Consider the following 21,983-nt stretch of genomic DNA (forward strand, 5'->3'; position numbering starts at 1 on the left):
ACGCTAGGTAAGCGGGACGCAACAACAATCGCCGCCCAGCGCACTCGGTGCGGTGAACGGCGATCGTGCGGGTCTCGGCCGGTCAGCCGTTGATCACCTGAGGCACTCCGAGCGCCTTGAGACCTTCGACGCCGAATTCCAGGCCGTAGCCGGACTGCTTGGAGCCGCCGAACGGGATCATCGGGTGCACGCCGCCGTGCCCATTGATCCAGACAGTTCCGGTCTCGAGCCGGGCCGCAACCTCGCGGGCCTTCTCGAGGTCGGCCGACCATACCGAGCCGCCGAGCCCAACGTCCACGCTGTTCGCCTCCCGGATCACTGCGTCGAGATCGGTGTACCGGATGATCGGCAGCGCCGGACCGAACTGCTCCTCGGTGACCAGGGCGTTGGCGCCGTCGATGTCGGCGATGAGGGTGGTCGGGTAGAAGTAGCCGGGCTGGTCGAGGTCGGGGTTTCCACCGATCAGCACGCGGGCACCGGACTCCTTGGCCGATTCGACGAGGCGGGACACGATGTCGAACTGCGCCTGGTTCTGCAGCGGCCCCAGGACGTTCTTCTCATCGAGCCCGTTGCCCATCGGCATGGCAGCGGCGACGGCGGTGAGTTCCTCGCAGACCGCGTCGTAGACATCGTCGTGCACGTAGAGCCGCTTGAGTGCGGCACAGGTCTGACCGGTGTTGATGAAGGCACCCCAGAACAAATCCTGGGCGATCGCCTTCGGGTCGACGTCAGGCAGCACAATGCCGGCGTCGTTGCCACCGAGCTCGAGGGTGAGTCGCTTGACGGTGTCGGCGGAACTCCGGATGATCGCCTTGCCGGTGGCGGTCGAGCCGGTGAACATCACCTTGCCGATGTCCGGGTGGGTGGACAGGCGCTCGCCGATCTCACGGTCGCCCGACACCACCGTGAGCAGCCCGGCCGGCAGAACCTGGTTCATCACCGCGACGAGGCCCAGAACGCTGAGCGGGGTGTGCTCCGAGGGCTTGACCACGACGGCATTGCCCATCCGCAGCGCCGGCGCGATCTGCCAGACTGCGATCATCATGGGCCAGTTCCAGGGGCCGATCGCGGCGACCACGCCGATCGGGCGGTAGTGCATCTCGGCGTGGACCTGGCCGTCGTCGACGACGATCTCAGCCCCGAGCGGTGTCGCCGCGGTGGCACGCAGCCAGGCGGATGACGCACCGACTTCGAAACGGGCGTTCGGCCCGTTCAGCGGCTTGCCCTGTTCGCGGGAGAGCAACTCGGCGAGCGGCTCGGCCGCGGCATCGATCGCATCCGCGACCCGGTTCAGCATCTCGCTCCGTGCAGCGTGACCCAGGGCCGCCCAGGCCGGCTGAACCGCGCCGGCCGTGGTGACCGCGCGGTCGAGGTCCCGAGCGGTGTCCACGGGGGCCAGGCCCACCACCGCTCCCGTTGCGGGATCGAATATTTCTCGCGTCGATCCCGACTGCGGCGTGATCGTCGCAAGGAGATTGTCGTAGGTGTCCATGGGTCCTCCACTGTGAGTCCGTTAGTTCTCTGAACCTATCCAGCGGATGCCGGGCCCGTTTGTTTCAGCGCGCAGGGCGGTTGTTCTCTGGCGCAGGACCGTCATCCTCTTGCCGCACACCTCCAGTCGTGCCACCCTGACAGGCACTGTGGGCCCTGCCGAAAAAACGTGACGCGCGAATGGAGACCCGATGAGCGAGCGTTACCCCGTCATCTATGTGCGTGGTTTTGCCGGCGGCCAGAATGCCATGGACGACGCGGCGGATGATCCGTTCTACGGTTTCAACGAGGGTTCCACCCATGTGCGGGTGGGGGCCGGCGGCCAGCCGCGGTTCTATCAGTACGAGGGTCCACTGCTGCGGCTGGTCAAGGACCAGCAGTACCGGATCGAAGTGGCCGGCAGCCAGCAGAACGTCCTGATCAATGCCGATCCCGGCTCGCTTGAACCGGACTCCGTGTGGATCTACCGGTTCTACGACGCCGCGGCGGGCACATTCGGCGTCGAGCCGCAATCGTACGACATCGGCCGCGCGGCCAAGGGGCTCGTCGATTTCATCGACCTGGTGCGGGCCAAGACCCGCGGCGGACCACCCGTCTACCTCGTGGCCCACTCCATGGGCGGGCTGATCTGCCGCACCGCACTGCAGCGCGAACTGGCCGACCCCGCCGAATCCGTGTCGAAGCTCTGCACGATCGGAACCCCGCATGGAGGCATCTCCCCCGAGCTCGGCGGGCCGATCGGCGGCTGGATCATGGACCGGTTCGGTCCGTTGGGCAGCGATATCTTCGCCCCCCGGCATATGCAGGAATACATGCTGCCGGACGGCCACGACTTTGCCCGGGAGACCGACCCGAAGACGGGGCGGTGGGACCCCCGTCGCATGGTGGGCGCTTTCCCACCCTCCCGCATCCTGAGCATCGTCGGCACGAATTCGCGGGACTATTCCGTGGCCGCCGGGCTGTCGTCCGCGGTCATGGGCGTGCAGAGCGATGGCCTGGTCGCGGTCCGCAACGCCTATGTTTACGGGGCCGCCCGGGCCTACATCCACCGCTCCCACTCAGGTCGATACGGCCTGGTCAATTCGGAGGAAACGTACCAGAATCTGTCCCGCTTCCTGTTCGGCGGGTTGCGGGTAGAGGTCGGCCTGCACGGGCTGGAGCTTGATCGCAAGGACCGCGTCTGGCAGGGCGAGGCCAGGCTGGCCATCCGTGGCGTGCCCGTGTTGATTCATGAGCAGACAGCCGATCACTACTGCCCGATTGATTTGAACGCCACGGAGAAGGGCATTTCCGGGCCCATGTCACCGTTGCCGCTGCTGACGATCTTCCTGCAGCCGAAGAACGTGCGCAAATGCCGCTACGCCCTCGACCTCAAGATCATCTCGCTCAAGGAGACGGGCGGCATCCTCGGATTCGGGGACCATCTCGAGCAGATCGCGGACTGGCAGGACACGCTCATCGTCGACGTCGAGGTGAACGACAACGGCGGGGCCAGAAGCGTGACCTGGGAGTGGAACAGCACCCTCGCCGGTCGGATCGCCGAGCAGGCCGAGCTGCCCAACCAGCTCGACTGGGCACCCGGCACGTCCACCGACGGGCAGTGGCAGCTGCCGGTCCCCATCACCCCGATGGGGCAGGCGGTGCTCGGGCCCGACGCGCACCTCCAACTCAGCATCAGCCTGTGGGCCTGAGCGGCCGGCTCCGAGTCATCAACCCGGGACCTGCCAGCCGCAGTGGCGGCGACGCTCGGCCGCTAGGCTTCCCCGCATGGGCAACGACGCAGACCGGCCTGCGGGCATCCAGCGGAGCAGCCTGCTCACCCGGCGGCTGCTCGCACCCAACGCCGGCCCCATGACCCTCGACGGCACCAACAGCTACCTCATCGCCGCGCCCCGCTCCGAATCGGTTGTGGTGGTCGATCCCGGGCCGATCGACGACGCCCACCTGGCCGCGCTGGCCGGGGCCGGTTCGATCGACCTGGTCCTGATCACGCATCACCACGCGGACCACACCGCGGCGAGCGAGCGCTTCGCCCGGCTGACCGGCGCTCGGGTGCGGGCGTTCGACCCCGCATTCTGCGTCGACAGCCGGCCGCTGACCGACGGGGAACTGATCGAGGCCGGGGGAACGCGCATCCGTGTCATCGCCACGCCGGGGCACACGGCGGACTCCGTGAGTTTTCAGCTGCCCGCCGACGGACCGGGCGGGTCGGTGCTCACCGGCGACACGATTCTCGGGCGCGGAACGAGCATCATCGCCCACCCCGACGGCACGCTCGACGGCTACCTGCGTTCGCTCTCCACCCTGCAGGCGCTCGGGCCCGCGACGGTACTCCCCGCCCACGGCCCGGTGCTGCCCGACCTCGGGGCGGTCTGCGCCGCGTACCTTGCGCACCGCCACCAGCGTCTCGGCGAGGTGCGCCGCGCTCTCGCCGAGTTGGGGCCCGACGCGACGGTCGCGATGGTCACCGATCGCGTCTATGCCCACACGGATGCCTCCGTCCGGTTCGCCGCGGAGGCGTCGGTTCACGCGCAGCTGGCATACCTGCGCGCCGCGAAGCCGGCCCCCGGGACGTAGCCCGCCCGCCGAGGCGCGGCAGTCCAGCCCGACGGCGAACGAATTCGACGGAGATTTTGCTCCGAACGGCCTGTTCCAGCCTGGAAAAGCCTGCTTTCCGCAAAATCTCCGTCGAATTAGTTAGGGGCGGACGGCCGGTTGTGGACTAAGGCGCGTGCGGGACGGGCGGCGACGGGGCGGCCCGGGAAGGGCAGGCAGGGCCCGGGCAGGCAGGACCGGGGCAGGCGGTGCCGGGGCAGGCAGGGCGCTGGCAGTTCAGCGCTCGGGCAGATAGCGCCGAGGCACGAAGGCTTGGGCGACCAGGGAGCGCAGACTCTCGAGGCTTCCGGTCACGAGCCCCTGGGCGCGGGCCTGCACGAGCACATTCCCGATCGCGGTGGCCTCGACGGGGCCGGCCAGCACGGTCAGCCCGGTTCGATTCGCGGTGAGCTGGCAGAGCAGCTCGTTCTGCGACCCGCCTCCGACGATGTGCACCGTACGGATGCTCCTTCCCGACAGCTCGCTCGCGGCCCGCAGGGTCTCCGCATAGGCGGCGGCGAGGCTCTCCACGATGCTGCGCACGAGCTCGACCGGCGTTTCCGGCACCGGCAGGCCGTGCTCGCCGCAGTACGAACGGATGCGCGCCGGTATGTCCCCGGGCGCCAGGAATCGGGGGTCGTCCACGGCGAAGACCGCGACCGGGCCGGTCACCTGAGCAGCCTGGGCCAACAGGTACGCCAGCTCGAACGTGGTGCCCTGCGCCTCCCAGGTGCGCAGCGACTCGCTCACCAGCCACAGGCCCATCACGTTGCGCAGGTACCGCACCCGGCCGTCGACGCCGCCCTCATTGGTGAAGTTGGCGGCGCGGCTGGCCTCGGTCAGCACCGGCGAGGCCAGCTCGACCCCCACGAGCGACCAGGTTCCCGAGGAGATGTAGGCGTCGGTGTCGCCGGTCATGGGCACGGCGACGATGGCGGATGCCGTGTCGTGCGACCCGACGGCGACGAGATCCAGGCGCGTGGCCGATCCGATCTCGGCAGCGACGCCGGGCAGCAGGGACCCGATCCGCTCCCCCGCGCTGACCAGCCGCGGGAAGATCGCGCGGGGCAGGCCCAGCCGGCCGATCAGGGCATCGTCCCAGTCCGCGGCCGCCGAGCAGGCGGCGGCGGCAGCAGCGGTGGCCGGCGCGGCAGCGTCCACCGTGGCGGGCGTGGCCCCTGTCAGGGCGGCTGTCGCCGCTATCCTCGATACCGCGCCGGTTCGGCCAGCCGGGGCGCCCGGGCCGGACCCGACGCGCAGCAGCCCGGTCGTCGACGCGTTCGTGCGCTCGGCGACCTGCTCCCCGGTGAGCCAGTAGCCGAGCAGGTCCGGGATCAGCAGCATCGTCTCGGCGCCGTCGAGGCCGCCGGCCAGACGGTCGGCCGCGAGCTGGTAGAGCGTGTTGAACGGCAGGAATTGGAGGCCGTTGCCTGCGTAGAGGTCGGCCGGGGCGACGAGGGCGTGGGTGGCGACTACTCCTCCCCCAGTGCGGTCGTCGCGGTAATGGTAGGGGTTGCCGAGCATCCGTTGGCCGCGCAGGAGTGCGTAGTCGACCGCCCAGGAATCGATCCCGGCGCTGACCAGTTCAGGTTCCTCCCGAACGGCGGAATGCAGGCCACCGAGCACGTTGCGGTAGAGCTCGACGATGTTCCAGTGCAGCCCGTCGATGGTGCGCACCGGAGTGTTCGGAAAGCGGGCAACCGGTCGCAGGCGCAGCTCGCCCGGACCGACGTGGCCGAGCATGACCCGGCCGCTGGACGCGCCGAGGTCGATCGCGGCGACCGTGCCCGCGCTGGTCAGAGGCCTCACCACGAGCCAAGCCCTGCCGACCCGGGCAGGCCCGCGCTGCCCGCGCCGCCCGCGCCGCCCGCGCCAAGATCACCAAGTTCGCCGAGATCGCCGGTTCCGGTCGAGTGCGACAGGCGAAACCGTAGGGCTCGACCACGAGAGCCGAACTCGGCGGTGCTCATCGCAGGAACGCGGCGGCGACGCCGGCGTCGACCGGGATGTGCAGCCCGGTGGTGTGGCTGAGGTCGCTCGTGCAGAGCACGAAGACCGCATTGGCGACGTTCTCCGGCAGCACCTCGCGCTTGAGCAGGGTGCGCTGCGCGTAGTACGTGCCGAGCTCCTCCTCCGGCACGCCGTAGACGGCGGCGCGCTTGGCGCCCCAGCCTCCGGCGAAGATGCCCGAGCCGCGCACGACCCCGTCGGGGTTGATGCCGTTGACCTTCACGTCGTACTCGCCGAGCTCGGCCGCGAGCAGCCGCACCTGGTGCGCCTGGTCAGCCTTGGTTGCCGAATAGGCGATGTTGTTCGGGCCCGCGAAGACCGAGTTCTTCGACGAGATGTAGACGATGTCGCCGCCGAGCTTCTGCTCGATCAGCACCCGGGCAGCGGCTCGGGAGACCAAGAACGAGCCCTTGGCCATCACATTGTGCTGCAGGTCCCAGTCGGCGACGGTGGTCTCCAGCAGCGATTTGGAGAGCGAGAGGCCGGCGTTGTTGACGACGAGGTCGAGGCCGCCGAACGCGAGCAGGGCCGCGTCGACGGATGCCTGCACCTGGGCCTCGTCGGTGACGTTCGCCTGCACGCCGATCGCGACATCGGCCGACCCGATCTCGGCCGCCGCAGCCTGTGCCTTCGAGAGGTCGAGGTCGGCGATCACGACGCAGGCTCCCTCGGCCGCGAGGCGGGTGGCGATGGCCTTGCCGATGCCGGATGCCGCCCCGGTCACCAAGGCGACGCGGCCGGCGAGTGGCCGGGGCGCGGGCATCCGCTGCAGCTTGGCCTCTTCGAGCGCCCAGTACTCGATCTTGAACTTCTCGGCCTCGTTGATGGGCGCGTAGGTGGAGAGCCCCTCGGCGCCGCGCATCACGTTGATGGCGTTGAGATAGAACTCGCCGGCGACCCGCGCGGTCTGCTTGTTCGCGCCGTAGCTGAACATGCCGACGCCCGGGATGAGCACGATCAAGGGGTCCGCGCCGCGGATCGCGGGCGACTCGGGCCCCGCGTTCCGGTCGTAGTAGGCCTGGTAGTCGGCCCGGTACTGCTCGTGCAGTTCCTGGAGGCGGGTGAGGGAGTCGTCGACGGATGCGCCGGCCGGCAGGTCGAGCAGCAGCGGCTTCACCTTCGTGCGCAGGAAGTGGTCGGGGCAGCTCGTGCCGAGGGCCGCCAGGCGGGGGTGCCCGGCCCGGGACAGGAAGTCGAGCACCTCGGGGGCATCCGTGAAGTGCCCGACCTTGACGGCATCCGTCGACACCAGACCGCGGAGCGTCGGGGCGAGGGCGGCCGCCTTGGCGCGACGCTCCGCGGGCGCGAGCGGGATGAAACCGGCCAGTTCCGGGCCGAACGGCTCGGCCTGGGAGTGGTGGGCGATGAAGGCGGCGGCGGTCTCGATGATCCGGAGCGAGTTGGCCTCGGCCTCATCGCTCGTGTCGCCCCAGGCGGTGATGCCGTGGCCGCCGAGGATGCAGCCGACGGCCTGCGGGTTGGCATCCCTGATCGCGGCGATGTCGAGGCCGAGCTGGAAGCCCGGCCGGCGCCAGGGCACCCACGCCACCCTGTCGCCGAAGATGGTGGTCGTGAGCGCCTCCCCGTCGGCGGCGGTGGCGATCGCGATGCCGGAGTCGGGGTGCAGATGGTCGACGTGCGCGGCATCGACGAGCCCGTGCATGGGCGTGTCGATGGAGGGGGCCGCGCCTCCCTTGCCGTGCAGGGTGTAGTCGAGGGCCGCGACCATCTCGTCCTCCCGGTCGAGTCCGGGATAGACGCCGGCGAGGGCGCGCATCCGGTCGAGGCGCAGCACGGCCAGGCCGGACTCGGTGAGGGTGCCGAGGTCACCCCCGGACCCCTTGACCCAGAGCAGCTCGATCGTCTCTCCCGTGACGGGGTCGATCTCGGTGCCCTTGGCGGAGGTGTTGCCGCCGGCGTAGTTCGTGTTTCGCGGGTCGGCGCCGAGGCGGTTGGACCGGGCGATGAGCGCCGCAGCGGAGGGATTGATGGTCATGATCTGCTTTCCAGGGTCTGAACGAGGAGTGAGAGGGCGGAGGAGGGTCGAGCCGTCCCGTGCGGCGAGTGCGAGTGTTCCCGTTCCGATCGAGAGTGACCGGCGCAACGGGCACTCTCGACCGGAACGGGAACTATCAGGAGAGTTGTCAGGCGCCCCAGCCGGCCTGGGTGCCGCCGACGCGGTCGGCCGCGACCTGCTGCTGGTAACCGGATGCCGCGTAGGCGACCATGGGGTCGGCCGCCAGACCTCGAGACTCGCGCCAGGCGGCCAGGTCCCCGCGCACATCCGTGTAGAAGGCGTCCATCAGCAGGCCGTTGGCGCCGAGCACGTCGCCGGATTCCTGAGCCGCGGTGAGCGCCTCGCGGTCGATTAGCAGCGCGCGCGCCGTCATCTCCTGCACGTTCAGCACCGAGCGGATCTGGCCGGGGATCTTGTCCTCCACGTTGTGGCACTGGTCGAGCATGAACGCCACGGTGGAGTCGGGGCCGAAGCCGTCACCGCGGATGACCTCGTAGAGGATGCGGAACAGCTGGAACGGGTCGGCCGCACCCACGATCAGGTCGTCGTCGGCGTAGAAGCGGGAGTTGAAGTCGAAGGAGCCAAGCTTTCCGAGGCGCAGCAGCTGAGCGACGATGAACTCGATGTTGGTGCCGGGGGCGTGGTGGCCGGTGTCGAGGCAGACCAGGGCCTTGTCACCGAGGGCCGCGACCTGGGCGTAGCTGGTTCCCCAGTCGGGGACATCCGTGTGATAGAAAGCCGGCTCGAAGAATTTATACTCCAGCACGAGACGCTGGCTGTCCCCGAGCCGGGCGTAGATCGCGCCGAGGGAGGCGGCGAGGCGGTCCTGCCGGCCGCGGATATCACCCTGGCCGGGGTAATTGGTGCCGTCGGCAAGCCAGATCTTGAGGTCGGCGGATCCGGTCGCGTGCATGATGTCGATGCACTCGAAGTGGTGGTCGATAGCCTTCTGCCGCACCGCGGCATCCGTGTGGGTGAGGCTGCCGAACTTGTAGGCATCGTCCTGGAAAGTGTTGGAGTTGACGGTTCCGAGCGCCAGCCCGCGCTCGCCGGCGTAGTCGCGGAGCGCCGCGTAGTCGTCGACCTTGTCCCAGGGGATGTGCAGCGCGACTTTCGGCGCCAGCCCGGTGTATTCGTTCACCTGGGCGGCGTCGGCGATCTTCTCCTGGATGGTGCGCGGCGTGCCGGGGGTGGAGAACACCTTGAACCGGGTGCCCGAATTGCCGAAGGCCCAGGAGGGCAGCTCAATGGCCTGCGCCGCGAGCTGGGTGGTGATGGTGTCGAATCTCGTCATCGTCGTGTCACTTCTCTGTGGGGGTCGGTGTGAATTCCAAATGAATCGTGTCAACCGCGTCAAGAGCGGCGAGCTGGTCCTCGAGGTGGAACACCTCGGCAAGACGCACGAAGCCCTCGTCGGGAGAGCCCTCGAGATTCTCGAAGAACTCGGCCATCTCGGCCTGCCAGCGGACATTCACCTCAGTGGCCGCCATCCCCGCCTGCGCCGCCGCGAGGGAATCGGTCTCGAAATACCCGATCAGGATGCCGTCGGGGCGGAGGAACAGAGAGTAGTTCTGCCAGCCGGTCTCGTGAAGGGCCCGTAGCATCTCCGGCCAGACGGAAGCATGTCGTCGGGTGTATTCCTCTATGCGGTCCGGTTTGACCTGCAGCTGGAAGCACACGCGCTGCACGGGCTACCGCCCCCCGAGATCGACGTGGCGGTGTTCGAGGCCGAGCAGGCTCGCGGCGGCCTTGATGTCGCCGGCGCGGTGCCCGAGGCAGAGGGCCCAGTGATGACCGATGCCGCTCTGGCTCCACTCATCCACCCAGACGCCGGGGTCGCCGCCGAAATCGACGCGGGAGGTGGTGTTCCCGATGGCGAGCAGCGGCCCGGGCACGACCTCGCCCTCAGCGGTGATGAATACGTAGCGGCCGTCGGGGTCCTGCCCGATGCCGAAGGTGGTCACCGGGCCCGGCGTCACGTCGAACTCCACCGAGACCCCCCAGCCGCGCTTGCCGTGGTAGATGCCGAGCCCACGCAGCAGCGGGTCCCGTGCGCTGACCGCGAGGTGCGCGGGACCGTCGTGGCCCATCTCAACCACGCCGTCAAAGAAGTTGAGTGCCTGGATCTCGGTGAACGAGCCACCGGCGCCGATCGCGTGGCTGGCGAGCATCGCGATCGAGGTACGGAGTTCGTACTCCCCCGCCATCGGGATGCCGCGGGCCGTCAGGATCGAGGCGCCGAGGATCATGCCGGCACCGAGTCGCTCGTGCTGCTCGCCGGCGAGGCCGCGATGGTAGTAGGCGAGCGAATCGAGATCGAAGTCCGCCACGAGCCGGTCAAGGCCCACGGAGACCTTCGCGCCCCAGGCGAAATCCTCCTCGTTGACGGAGGCGTCAACCTGGAACAGCTCCCTGGCGAGGAGAATACGGTCGGCGATCTGGGCATCCGTCACCTCGTTCACACGCTCGCGGAGGTCGTCGAATTCGAGCACCTCGACATGGGAGCCGAAGGTCGCGGAGACGCTGCTGAGGTCGGTGGAGACATCCAGCATTCCGGGGTAGAGGTGGCCCATCAAGCCATGCCGGGCGGTGCGGAGCGTGGCGCGCACGCCGGCCGCGTGCACCCACGAGATGATGCGGTCCCAGGCGCTCTCCTGGCGGAGGTATCCGGACACCGAACGAAACGGGATGCCGGCCCGGCGGAACACATTCGCGACCTCGGGCACCGGGCACTGGCCGCAGTAGGCGAGCCACTGTCCGGTGTCGAAGGCGGAGTGGTCCATGGCCTCGGTCGGCTGCAGGTCGATCACCAGCACGGGCGTCTTCGCCCGCTGCGCGATCGGCAGCACCATGGACGAGGTCAGGTAGGTGGCGAGGAACACCACGATCAAATCGCAGTCGGCCAGCCGCAGTTTCTCGGCGGCAATGCCCGCTTCCTGCGGGTCGGAGATGAACCCGACGTCGACCACCTCGGCATCGAGCCGGGTGAAGCGTTCGGTGACATAGCGGGCGGATGCCTGCAGCTCCGGCAGCAGGTCGGGGAACTGCGGCCAATAGGCGCCGAGCCCCCCGGAGACCAACCCGATCCGGGTGGGTCTGCGCTTCTTCGGCGCCAGCAGTTCGCTGGCCGAGCGGCGAAAATTCTCGTTCATGGCTGGCTCCTGGTGAAGGTGAGGGGGTGAGGGACGGATGCCTGGGCATCCGCCCCTCACGGGTGCTGCGGTTCGGTGCGAGGACGACCTAGAAGTCGTACTCGTCGATGTTGGCGGCGTCGAAGACCGTCGGCGGGCCGACGATGACGATGCCGTCGGCTCCGACCTCGCGCTCGCCCAGCTCGCCGGCCTCGAAGGTGTCACCCTCGGCGCCGGTCATGTCGCCGTCGGCGAGCGCCTTGCCGGCGAACGCGGCGACGTAGCCGAGCTGTGCCGGGTCCCAGAGGGCGAACGCGGTGACGGTTTCGTCCTTGACGAAGGGGCGCATCTCGTTCGGCAGGCCGAGCCCGGTCAACGCGACCTTGCCCTTGTACTCCGAGGTCGAGAGGTAGCGGGCCGTGGCGGCGATGCCGACCGTCGTGGGCGAGATGATGCCCTTGAGGTTCGGGTAGGCCTGCATCAGGCCCTGGGCCTCCTGGAACGACTTCGTGTCGTCGTCGTCGCCGTAGACCTTCGCCACCAGGGTGATGTCCTTGTACGCGGGGTTGGCGGCGAGCTCCTCCTCCATGAACTTGATCCACTCGTTCTGGTTGGTGGCGTTCGCGGTGGCCGACAGGATCGCGATCTCACCGGAGCCGCCGATCTGTTCGGCGATCAGCTCGACCTGGATCAGGGCGACGTCCTTGGCGACGACCTGGCTGATGAACACGTCACGGTATTTCGGGTTGGTGTCCGAGTCGAAGGCGACGATCTTGGCGCCCGCGGCTCTGGCTTCTTCGAGGGCCGGGCCCACGGCATCCGGGTCGTTTGCGGCGATCACGATGACGGATGTGCCGGCCTGGGTCTCCGCGTTGATGAAGGACACCTGGCTGGACGCGCTGGCCTCGAGCGGGCCGACGACCTCGGTCGCGGCGAAGCCGGCCTCTTCGGCGCCGGCCTCGCCGCCGCCGAGCACCACGTCGGTGTAGGGGTTGTTGAGCTGCTTGGGGATGAAGGTGATGCTGAGGTCGCCGTCGGTTCCGCCGCCGGCGCCCGAGTCGGTGCCGGTGTTGGTGCCGGTGTCGGAGGCGCAGCCGGCGAGTAGTGCGACGGCCGCGACGACCGCGGTCACCGACGCGAGGCGCCGGGCTGACGCACCTTTCCGGGTGTGATTGCGAATGAACTCCATTGTCATTTCCTTTCCTGGACGCCAGGTGCGGTGGCGCTGGTTGCTCCCGAGGCAGGTACCTGGGGAAGTGTTTTGTGCATCCGGCGGCCGTGCCGCCAGCGTTGGAGCGCCTCGAAAACGCTCGGTGCGACAACGGATGCGATCAGCAAAGATCCGGTGACGATGATGAGCACCACGTCGGAGATCCGCTCAAGCCGAAGGGAGAAATTGATGGTCCCGATCAGGAGGACGCCAGCGATGACCCCGGGGATCGAACCCTTGCCGCCGAAGATCGACACCCCGCCGAGGAGCACGGCCGCGATCACCGTGAGCTCGAGCCCGCTGGCGTTGTCGCTGCGGGCGCTGGAGTAGCGCAGGGTCCAGTAGATCCCGGCGAGCGCCGACACCGACCCGGTGCCCACGTAGAGCCAGAACTTCGCGCGGGCCACCCGGATGCCGACGAAGGTCGCGGCCTCCTTGCTGAAGCCGATGGCGTACAGGCCGCGGCCGAACGGGGTCAGGTGCAGCAGCACCCCGAAGAACAGGGCCACGGCGACGACGCCGATCATCACGGTCGGGATACCCGTGCCGCCGATCTTCGAGGTGAAGAACGCGGTGAGCCCGGGCGGGAAGTTGGCGACGGCGTTGTCGCCGATCACCACGAGCGCCAGCCCCCGATAGAGCGCCAGGGTGCCGATGGTGACCGCCAGAGACGGCAACCCGACCACCGCGATCAGGAACCCGTTGAACGCTCCGGCCACCACACCGGCGAAGAGGCTGATCGCCAGCACCAGGCCGATGTCGAGGCCGGAGGCCCAGAGCACCCCCATCAGCGCGCTCGTCAGCCCGGCGATGCTGGCCACGGACAGGTCGATCTCGCCCGTGATGATGACCAGGGTCATCGGCATGGCGATCAGGAGCACCGGGATCACGTCGAGCAGCAGGAAGCCGACCGTGACCGGGGATGCGAAGCGGGGAATCGCGATGCTGGCGTAGAGCACGAAGGCGAGCAGCAGGTAGATCATGATCGCGTCGCGGCCGAGCAGGATGCGCGCAGCCCCGGTGCGGCCCTTCGGCTCGGTGGTCAGGGTCTTGGTGGTGTCGATCAGCCGGGTGTCGAGGGAGGAGATCTTGTCCGCCGGCGGCAGCGGCGAACTGCGGGTGACGGGAGAACTGGGCTCAGACATTACGGGCCTCACTGATTCGGAGCTTGCGGGCCGATCGCACGCTGGCGATCCGGTCGATGATGATGGCGCTGAGGATCAGCACGCCGACGATGGCCTCCTGCCAGAACTTGTCGACCCGCAGGGCCGTGAGAGCGCTGGTGATGGTGGTCAGGAGCAGGGCTCCCATGGCGGCGCCGACGACCGAGCCGCTGCCACCGAAGATGGCCACGCCGCCGACGACCGCCGCGGCGACGACGGCCAGCTCGAGTCCGCTGCCGGTGGTGGCGCCGACCGAGTTGAACCGGCTGGCGTAGAGCACCCCGGCGAGGCCGGCCAGAACACCGTTGGTGAGGAAGGCTAGAAACACCCGGCGGCTGACCGGGATGCCGAACAGTTTCGCGGCATCCGGATCGGACCCGATCGCATAGAGGTCCCGGCCGGGCCGGGTGCCCGCCAGGTAGACGGCCACGATCACGACGACGACGACGGCGATCAGGGTGATCAGCGGGAAGCCGAGCACGGTGTCGACCGAGAGCGAACCGAACGCGTCGGGCCGGTCGCCGGCGAAGTACTGCGTGCCGCCGGCCCAGGCGTTGTTGAGGCCGCGATAGATATAGAGCGTGCCGAGGGTGATCACGAGCGCGGGAACCTTGGCGACCGTCACCAGGAGGCCGTTGATGGCGCCGAGCAGGGCGCCCAGGAGCATCCCGGCCAGGAACACGACGACGATCGGGATGCCCGGCACGGTCGCGAAGAGGGTGCCGGTGCCGAAGGCGACGAGGCCGAGGATGGAGCCGACCGAGAGGTCGACGTTGCGGGTGATGATCACGAGGGCCTGGCCGACGGCGAGGATGATCACGATGGTCGCGTTCAGCAGCAGGTCCTTGACCCCCTGGGGACTGAGGAACAGCGGATTCACCACGGTGGTGATGATCACCAGGGCGATCAGCGCCACGGTGACCGGCAGTTCCCGCAGGCGGAGGAAGGCGCCCAGGCGGGACGGCGCCGCGGAGGCGATGCGTTCGGCCTTTCCGGGCGGCCGGGTCGGGGCAGTGGTCATTGTGTTCGCTCCAGTGATGCGGTGGCCGCGTGCATGATCGATTCGGGAGTGGCTTCGGCGCGGCTCAACTCGGCAGTGATGCGCCCCTCGTGCATGACGAGCACCCGGTCGGCCATGCCGAGAACCTCGGGCAGTTCGCTCGAGATCATCAGGATGGCGATCCCCCGGTTGGCGAGGTCGGAGATGAGCCGGTGCACCTCGCTCTTGGTGCCCACGTCGATGCCGCGGGTGGGCTCGTCGACGATCAGGAACTTCGGGGCGGTGGCCAGCCACTTGGCGAGCACGACCTTCTGCTGGTTTCCGCCGGAGAGGGTGGAGACGGCGTATTCCTGCGAGGTGGTCTTGACCTGCAGACGGCGGCCCCACTCGGCGGCGGCGGCGCGTTCGGCGCGGCCGTTGATGATGCCGAAGCGGGCGACCCGGTCGCGCAGGGTCAGCGCGGTATTGCGGCCCACGGACAGGTCCATCACGAGTCCCTGCTTGCGGCGGTCTTCGGGCACGAAGCCCATACCGGCGTCGATCGCGGCCTTGGGGCTGTGCGGCTTGAGCAGCGTGCCGGCGAACTCGACCGTGCCGCGATCGTAGGGGTCGATGCCGAAGACGGCCCGGGCCACCTCGGTACGCCCGGCCCCGACGAGGCCGGCCAGGGCGACGACCTCGCCGGCCTTGACCTCGAAGGTCACGTCAGCGAAGACGCCGGCGCGGCCGAGCCCCTGCACCGAGAGCACGGTGTCGCCCACCGGGGCGACCTCCTTGGGGAACAGCGCCCCGACGTCGCGTCCCACCATTTCGTGCACGATGGCGTCGACGGTCACCATGCTGGTGACATGGGTCGCGATGTAGCGCCCGTCCCGCATCACGGTGATGCGGTCGCAGAGGGCGAAGACCTCGTCGAAGCGGTGCGAGATGAAGAGGATGCCCGCACCCTGGGTCCGCAGGTTGCGGGCCACCTGGAAGAGGCGCTCCACCTCGACGCCCGACAGTGCGGCGGTCGGCTCATCCATCACGAGCACCTTGGCGTCGAGGGAGATGGCCTTGGCGATCTCGATGATCTGCTGGTCGGCGATCGACAGTCCCTCGGCGACCCGGTTGGGGTCGATGCGCACGCCGAGCTGGTCGAAGAGGTCACGGGCGGCCGTGCGCATGGCGGCCCGGCTGATCAGGCCCAGCCGGCCCTTCGGCTGGCGCCCGATGAAGATGTTCTCGGCCACCGTGAGGTCGGGGAAGAGAGTGGGCTCCTGGTAGATCACGGAGATCCCGGCGGCCTTGCTGTCGGCCACGGTGCGGAATAACACCGGCTGCCCGTCCACCTGGAACTCGCCGGCGTCGAGGCGGTAGAGCCCGGCCAGGATCTTCACGAGGGTGGACTTACCGGCCCCGTTCTCACCGACGAGGGCGTGGATCTCACCCGGCAGGATCTCGATGTTCCCATCGGCCAGGGCGACGACCGGCCCGAAGGCCTTGACGGCACCGGACAGGGTCAAGCGGGGTTCGGGTGGCCCATCGTCAGCGGTCATGGATTCGGTTTGCATGGCGTCGTGGGCCTCCACAGTGAGGGATGAATCGTTTCAGAGAACGTGTACTCAGCGAATATAGGGTGAGACGGGGGCATCCGTCAACGGTCAAAAAACTGCAATTGCCGAAACGTGACTCAACCGACACCTCAGGAGGGTCAGAGGGGTTGATTCGTTTCAATTTTGAGGCGGTGATCTACACTTCACCTAGGGGCAGGCAACGCAGGGCGAAAGGTCGACGATGGCAACGGTGAGTGTGCGCGAGGTCGCGGCCCGCGCCGGGGTGTCGGTCGGCACCGTCTCCAACGTGCTCAACCGTCCCGCTAAGGTCTCCCCGGCAACCGTGGAGCGGGTGCAGGCGGCGATCTCCGATCTCGGATTCGTGCGCAACGACGCGGCGCGGCAACTCCGGGCCGGCCGCAGCCGCAGCATCGGGCTCGTCGTGCTCGACGTCGCCAACCCGTTCTTCACGGATGTCGCCCGCGGCGCCGAGGACCGGGCCGCCGAAGAGGGTCTCACCCTGCTCCTCGGCAACAGCGACGAGAACATCGACCGCGAGAGCGCCTACCTCGACCTGTTCGAGGAGCAGCGCGTGCACGGCGTCTTGATCTCCCCGCTCGGCGAGGTCGGGGACCGGCTCGTGCGCCTGCGCGCCCGCGGCACCCCCACCGTTCTCGTCGACCGGCAGACGGCCGACCACAGTTTCTCCTCCGTGGCCGTCGATGACGTGGCCGGCGGGCACCTCGCCGCGAAGCACCTGGTCTCGATCGGGCGCACCCGGATCGCGTTCGTGGGCGGGCCGCAGGGCATCCGTCAGGTTGCCGACCGACTGGAGGGCGCGCGCCAGGCCGTTCGGGAGCATCCGAACGTGTCGCTTGAAGTGATCAGCACGGAGTCCCTCTCGGTGCTGCAGGGACGCTTCGTGGGCGAGCAGCTGCGCGCCCGCAACCCGGCCGACCGGCCGGACGCCGTGTTCGCGGCGAACGACCTGCTCGCCATCGGCGTGCTGCAGGCCCTGAGCATGCTGGGTGATGTGCGAGTTCCCGAGGATGTCGCGCTCATCGGCTACGACGACATCGCCTTTGCGGCGGCGGCCATCGTGCCGCTCTCCTCCATCCGACAACCGAGCGCCCTGATCGGCCACACTGCCGTCGACTTGCTGCTGCGCGAAGCCGCCGGCGGCGACGATTTCGTGCACGAGCAGATCGAGTTCCAGCCGGAGCTGATCGTGCGGGAGTCCACCGGCGGCTGACCGCTCCCACTCCGCGCTCTCCCCCTCCGCCGCGCCTCCCGCCGCCCAGAACCTCGCCGGTCTCGAACCGCTTGCGGCCCGCTCCTAGACTTGAGCCCATGACGTCGCAGCCCCTGCTCAACAAAGACACCCGCCTGTGCATCTCCCTCGCCGCCAGGCCGAGCAACTTCGGCACCCGCTTCCACAACCACCTCTACGCCGAGCTGGGGCTCGATTTCATCTACAAGGCCTTCACCACGACGAATCTCGCCGCCGCGATCGGGGGCGTGCGGGCCCTGGGCATCCGTGGCTGCTCCGTGTCGATGCCCTTCAAGGAGGATGTCATCGCCCTGGTCGACGAGATGGACGCCTCGGCGAGCGCCATCGCCTCGATCAACACCATCGTCAACGACGACGGCTACCTGCGGGCCTCGAACACCGACTACATCGCCGCCGCCGATCTGATCCGCGCGCGCGGCATCGACCCGGCCACCCCGTTCCTGCTCCGCGGCAGCGGCGGCATGGCGAAGGCCGTCGCCGCGGCCTTCCGCGACTCCGGGTTCGAGCACGGCACCCTGATCGCCCGGAACGAGGCACGGGGGCAGGCCCTCGCCCACGAACTCGGCTACCGCTGGGCGGCCGAGCCGGCCGGACTCACCGCACCGCTGCTCGTGAACGTCACCCCGATCGGCATGACCGGCGGGGCCGAGGTGAACGACCTGTCCTACTCAGCCGAGGCGATCGCCGACGCGACCACCGTGTTCGACGTGGTCGCGCTGCCGGCGGAGACCCCGTTTGTTCTGGCCGCGCGGGCAGCCGGCAAGGTCGTGATCACGGGGGCCGAGGTCATCGCGCTCCAGGCTGCGGAACAGTTCGAGCGCTACACCGGGGTGCGCCCGACGCCGGAGCAGGTTGCCGCGGCATCCGCCTTCGCCCGCACCCACGCGGGGTAGCGCGAGCCCGAGCCAATTCGACGGCATTGCCGGCATGGCGACTGCAGCCTTCGCTATCCGCGACGCCGGGGTACCCGGCGAGAACATCCACATCCTCGAGGAGCTGGGGCACGTTGGCGGCGCCATGGATGCCGTGGACTCTCCGGCAATTCGTGGCGCCATGGTCACGCGCGGGGCCCGGATGTTCTGCGAAGAGGTGTACCAGACCACGTGGGACCTGTTCTCCACCATTCCCTCGCTCGAGGACCCGGATGTCACTGTCCGGGAGGAGATGTTGGATTGGAATGACAAGCACGAGACCCATGGCCGGACCCGGCTGGCGGATGCGCGGCACCGCGTCCTGGACGCCACCGGCTACGGCCTGGACACGCGCAACCGTTTCGAGATATCGCGCATGCTCGCCCTCCGCGAGAAGACTCTGGGCGCCCGCCGCATCGAAGATCTCTTCAGTGAGCACTTCTTGCAGACCAATTTCTGGCACATGTGGCGCACCACGTTCGCGTTCCAGAAGTGGAATTCGGCCGCCGAGCTTCGCCGCTACTTCCTGCGATTCATCCAGGAGCTCGAAAACCTCGACACGCTCTCCGGGGTGCGGCGGACCACGTACAACCAGAATGACTCGATGATCGTTCCGCTCCAGCGCTGGCTTGTGTCTCAGGGCGTCGACGTGCGCTTCGGCACGCGCGTCACGGATGTCGACGTCACGAATTCTCCCCAGCGGCGGCGCGCGACGCGCCTGCACGTGGAGGACTCGGCCGGTAGCAGCGAGATCGACCTCGGCCAGAACGACCTCGCCTTCATCACCATCGGCTCCATTGTCGCCGACACCACCTACGGCGGCAACGACACCGTGCCGCCGCTGATCCGGGACCGGGTGGACGGCAGCTGGTCACTCTGGGAGAAGTTGGCCAAGAAGGCCCCGGACTTCGGTCGCCCCAACACCTTCTGCGGCAACATCGACGAGAGCAAGTGGGAATCGTTCACCCGCACGATGCACAGCGACACGCTCGTCAAGCGGTGGGTCGAGTACACCGGCAACGAACTGGGTACCGGTGCCATGACGACGTTGATCGAATCGGGCTGGTACATGTCGGCCGTCGTGGTGGCGCAGCCGCACTTCGCCAATCAGACCGAGGGCACCTACACGATGTGGGGCTGGGGGCTGGAGATCGACAACGAGGGCGACTACGTCAAGAAGACCATGGCGCAGGCGACCGGAACCGAGATCCTCACCGAGCTCATGCACCAGTTCGGCTTCGAAGACATCCTCGACGAGGTGCTCGCCACGACCGACGTCACGACGTCGATGATGCCGTACGCCTCCGCACTGTTCGCCCGGCGAGTTCCGGGCGACCGCCCCAAGGTCATCCCCGACGGAGCGCAGAACTTCGCTTTCCTCGGGCAGTTCACCGAACTCCCCGGCGACGTCGTGTTCACCGTGGAGTACTCGATCCACGGGGCCATGCGCGCGGTGTACGAGTTCCTCGGGGTCGACCGGGAGATCCCGCCGATCTTCAAGGGTCTGCACGACCCGAAGGTCCTGGTCAAGGCACTTCAGGCTGCCTACTGAGCGGCCCTCGCAGTCCCGCTAGTTCGCCCGAGGCCGCGATCTGGATTCCAGCCCTTCAACACGCATCGATAGAAAGGTCTGAACGAGGGCGACTTCGTCAAGACTCGGAGGCCATTCGTTGTGGGACGAGTTCCAGGAACAGAATCACCCAGTTTTCTGAACACCACTGTGGCGGGTAGTTCCAATAACTCACAGGCCGCTGAATCACCGGGCAATTTTCGGCACTTTGGCATACATCCTCTGCGCTCTGCCAAATAATCCTCTACCGGCCCAGCAACGTGGCCACCTCGTCGAGCGACTCCCCGTATTCGTGAACTACTGGGTGACACCCTCGAGCAGGATCGCGAGCTCGTCGAGTTCGACGTCCCAGCCCTCACGGTTCTGCTCAAGACGTTCGCGACGGTAGCGGGTGCCGCCGGGGAGTGTGTCGAAGCCCGATTCGATCACCGTGACATCCGTCCCGGCACCAGCATCGGCGATGGTGAAGCGCACGTGCGTCGAGTACTCGTCGAGCTCCTCGGCGGGGATTCCCGACCAACGGAAGCCGAACGAGCCGTCGGGCACCACCTCGGTGATTTCGATCGGGAAGCTGCCGTAGTCATCCCAGTCGATGCTGCCGGTAGCACCGGGCTCGAGCGCGGCGAACCCAACACCGTCTCCAAACCACTTGGCCATCACCTCGGGGTCGGTCAGCGCCTTCCAGACGATCGCGCGCGAGGCCTCGATGTGCACGGTGCGGGTCACGGTGTGGCCCTTGATTCTTGCGTGATCAGACACGGTGATTCCTTCACGTTCGAGCTGAACGCGACGGGACATTGCCCGCCGAGCGGCACGTCAACGAGTTCTGCAAACGCACTTCATCGAGCGTACCCATGATTGCGTATCTGTTCACGGGCGGGAGAAGTCCGGGCACGCGAGTGGCACCGCATTAGAGGTCGGTCTGTGGGGATCTCCGGAGCCCGGAGCGCATGGACGCCGCACGAGCCCAAGCGTTCCGGCAGCTCGACCTGCCGCGCCTAGACCGCGGTATGACGCTCAACCGGGCGACGGAGGATCCAAGCCTCGGGCAGACATGTGACGGCCCACGTTTGGTTGGCGGACGGTAGTGGCTTGACCCTCGAGGCTCCAAGCTCCGGCCAGGGCCCGAGTCTTCGCGTTGGACATACGCAGTGTGGCTGCAGAAACGAGAAGTGCCGCTCAGCTGGTGGGCTACGCGGCACTTGATGGTGCTGGTTGGGGACGGCTTAGCTTGCTCCCTGTAGTTTCCGAAGCTCGATCCTGATGTCTTCCAGACGGTCCGCGGCGTTTGCATCTAAGCTCTGGAAGTGCTCGCGGATCTAACGGAGCTGGTACCAAGACTCGATCTCGTCGACCGCCATTTCTTTGCCACCAACCAGCATCGTGGATTCACCGATCAGGTCAGACCTCGGGGTGCCGCGGCAGACGCTCTACGCCGGGCTAAACAGTTTCGGCGAATACGCTCCGTTTGCGGCCGTCTGAGAATGAACATGGGAGTGCGCCAGAACAAAGCGACTCCTCGAGAGGCCGCCGCGGACGAGGCGTCACTCAGAACGTTATGCTTCCCAACAGAACCCCTGAAGTCGGAGGACCAGCATGAATGGTGATGGCACACAGAATGAACCGATCCAAGACCAGCATTCTCAATCGGACGAGGACAAGGTGGCGGGGATTCTCGCGCAAGTGGAAGCTGACCTCGCCGGCCACAGCGAACCGCAAGTCCTTGAAGCGCTGCGTGAACGATTCGCAGATGCTGGACACACCGTGAGTGACGAAGCACTCCAAGACCATGCGCGTCGAATCGTCGGTCTCGACCCGAACGCTTTCTCCGGCAAGACACTATGACTTCCTAACAGCGATGCGGCACCACCATCGCCGATACCGACAGGATGCTGCTCGGGCACTCAGGAACGGCGTAGGAACCGGATCAGAACCGCGGACCCAGGCCAGCGACAAACAATAGCGTCGCCGCCGCCGGCCGAGGACCCCTCGACCAGTGCGAGACATCAGCGCACCGGCGGCTGAATCTGGACGGGGAGGACTGGGTGGAAGCCCCTTC

General features: G+C 67.8%; 17 protein-coding genes. 6 read left to right on the forward strand and 11 right to left on the reverse strand.

The genetic code is table 11. The features are described from left to right. Window positions 1-82 precede the first annotated feature (82 nt). Window positions 83-1,492 (reverse strand): aldehyde dehydrogenase family protein, encoded by a 1,410-nt coding sequence (locus tag E3O67_RS01440; protein WP_134427869.1) that lies wholly within the window; start codon window positions 1,490-1,492, stop codon window positions 83-85. A 190-nt stretch (window positions 1,493-1,682) separates the two neighbouring features. Here E3O67_RS01440 and E3O67_RS01445 point away from each other — a divergent pair, with 190 nt between their 5' ends. Continuing rightward, on the forward strand, window positions 1,683-3,182 hold the full coding sequence (locus E3O67_RS01445; protein ID WP_134427867.1) for a triacylglycerol lipase: 1,500 nt from the start codon (window positions 1,683-1,685) through the stop codon (window positions 3,180-3,182). Window positions 3,183-3,258: 76 nt separating this feature from the next. Next, the gene (locus E3O67_RS01450) at window positions 3,259-4,068 is read left to right on the forward strand and encodes an MBL fold metallo-hydrolase (protein WP_134427866.1); all 810 of its coding nucleotides are present in this window, start codon (window positions 3,259-3,261) and stop codon (window positions 4,066-4,068) included. Between the two features lie 255 nt (window positions 4,069-4,323). On the opposite strand, the gene E3O67_RS01455 is transcribed toward E3O67_RS01450, so the two are convergent. From E3O67_RS01455 to E3O67_RS01495, 9 genes are all read right to left on the reverse strand, one after another. After that, window positions 4,324-5,829 (reverse strand): rhamnulokinase family protein, encoded by a 1,506-nt coding sequence (locus E3O67_RS01455; protein ID WP_241979140.1) that lies wholly within the window; start codon window positions 5,827-5,829, stop codon window positions 4,324-4,326. Between the two features lie 223 nt (window positions 5,830-6,052). Next, window positions 6,053-8,092: a bifunctional aldolase/short-chain dehydrogenase gene (locus E3O67_RS01460; protein WP_135101556.1), complete on the reverse strand. Its 2,040-nt coding sequence runs from the start codon at window positions 8,090-8,092 to the stop codon at window positions 6,053-6,055. A 148-nt stretch (window positions 8,093-8,240) separates the two neighbouring features. Next, the gene (rhaI, locus tag E3O67_RS01465) at window positions 8,241-9,407 is read right to left on the reverse strand and encodes an L-rhamnose isomerase (RefSeq protein ID WP_134427862.1); all 1,167 of its coding nucleotides are present in this window, start codon (window positions 9,405-9,407) and stop codon (window positions 8,241-8,243) included. A gap of 7 nt (window positions 9,408-9,414) precedes the next feature. Further along, window positions 9,415-9,801 carry an L-rhamnose mutarotase gene (locus E3O67_RS01470; RefSeq protein WP_135101558.1) on the reverse strand — a complete coding sequence of 129 codons (387 nt, stop codon included), beginning with the start codon at window positions 9,799-9,801 and terminating at the stop codon, window positions 9,415-9,417. Between the two features lie 3 nt (window positions 9,802-9,804). After that, a complete protein-coding gene (locus E3O67_RS01475) occupies window positions 9,805-11,265 on the reverse strand; it encodes an L-fucose/L-arabinose isomerase family protein (protein WP_135101560.1) in 1,461 nt (486 codons plus the stop codon). An 88-nt stretch (window positions 11,266-11,353) separates the two neighbouring features. After that, window positions 11,354-12,433 (reverse strand): rhamnose ABC transporter substrate-binding protein, encoded by a 1,080-nt coding sequence (gene rhaS / locus E3O67_RS01480; protein ID WP_134427856.1) that lies wholly within the window; start codon window positions 12,431-12,433, stop codon window positions 11,354-11,356. Between the two features lie 2 nt (window positions 12,434-12,435). Continuing rightward, window positions 12,436-13,599: an ABC transporter permease gene (locus E3O67_RS01485; protein WP_135101562.1), complete on the reverse strand. Its 1,164-nt coding sequence runs from the start codon at window positions 13,597-13,599 to the stop codon at window positions 12,436-12,438. Beyond that, the gene (locus E3O67_RS01490) at window positions 13,592-14,638 is read right to left on the reverse strand and encodes an ABC transporter permease (RefSeq protein ID WP_134427852.1); all 1,047 of its coding nucleotides are present in this window, start codon (window positions 14,636-14,638) and stop codon (window positions 13,592-13,594) included. Before E3O67_RS01490 ends, E3O67_RS01485 begins: the two co-directional genes overlap by 8 nt. Beyond that, the gene (locus E3O67_RS01495) at window positions 14,635-16,155 is read right to left on the reverse strand and encodes a sugar ABC transporter ATP-binding protein (protein WP_135101564.1); all 1,521 of its coding nucleotides are present in this window, start codon (window positions 16,153-16,155) and stop codon (window positions 14,635-14,637) included. The genes E3O67_RS01490 and E3O67_RS01495 overlap by 4 nt, the downstream gene beginning before the upstream one ends. A 238-nt stretch (window positions 16,156-16,393) precedes the next feature. On the opposite strand from E3O67_RS01495, the gene E3O67_RS01500 reads away from it, so the two are divergent. The 3 genes from E3O67_RS01500 (at window position 16,394) to E3O67_RS01510 (ending at window position 19,906) form a co-directional block, all read left to right on the forward strand. Further along, on the forward strand, window positions 16,394-17,404 hold the full coding sequence (locus tag E3O67_RS01500; RefSeq protein WP_135101566.1) for a LacI family DNA-binding transcriptional regulator: 1,011 nt from the start codon (window positions 16,394-16,396) through the stop codon (window positions 17,402-17,404). A gap of 98 nt (window positions 17,405-17,502) precedes the next feature. Beyond that, the gene (locus E3O67_RS01505; RefSeq protein WP_134427846.1) at window positions 17,503-18,336 is read left to right on the forward strand and encodes a shikimate 5-dehydrogenase; all 834 of its coding nucleotides are present in this window, start codon (window positions 17,503-17,505) and stop codon (window positions 18,334-18,336) included. Window positions 18,337-18,370: 34 nt separating this feature from the next. Beyond that, window positions 18,371-19,906, forward strand: coding sequence for an oleate hydratase (locus E3O67_RS01510; protein WP_135101568.1), 1,536 nt, complete (start codon window positions 18,371-18,373; stop codon window positions 19,904-19,906). 315 nt (window positions 19,907-20,221) lie between these two features. Here E3O67_RS01510 and E3O67_RS01515 read toward each other — a convergent pair whose 3' ends face one another. Further along, window positions 20,222-20,683: an SRPBCC domain-containing protein gene (locus E3O67_RS01515; protein WP_166786909.1), complete on the reverse strand. Its 462-nt coding sequence runs from the start codon at window positions 20,681-20,683 to the stop codon at window positions 20,222-20,224. A gap of 837 nt (window positions 20,684-21,520) precedes the next feature. Between E3O67_RS01515 and E3O67_RS01520 the strand changes: the two genes are divergently transcribed. Beyond that, window positions 21,521-21,769 carry a hypothetical protein gene (locus E3O67_RS01520; protein ID WP_134427840.1) on the forward strand — a complete coding sequence of 83 codons (249 nt, stop codon included), beginning with the start codon at window positions 21,521-21,523 and terminating at the stop codon, window positions 21,767-21,769. Window positions 21,770-21,983 lie beyond the last annotated feature (214 nt).

It is taken from the genome of Cryobacterium sp. TMT3-29-2 (assembly GCF_004564305.1).
GTDB classification, from domain to species: Bacteria; Actinomycetota; Actinomycetes; order Actinomycetales; family Microbacteriaceae; genus Cryobacterium; species Cryobacterium sinapicolor.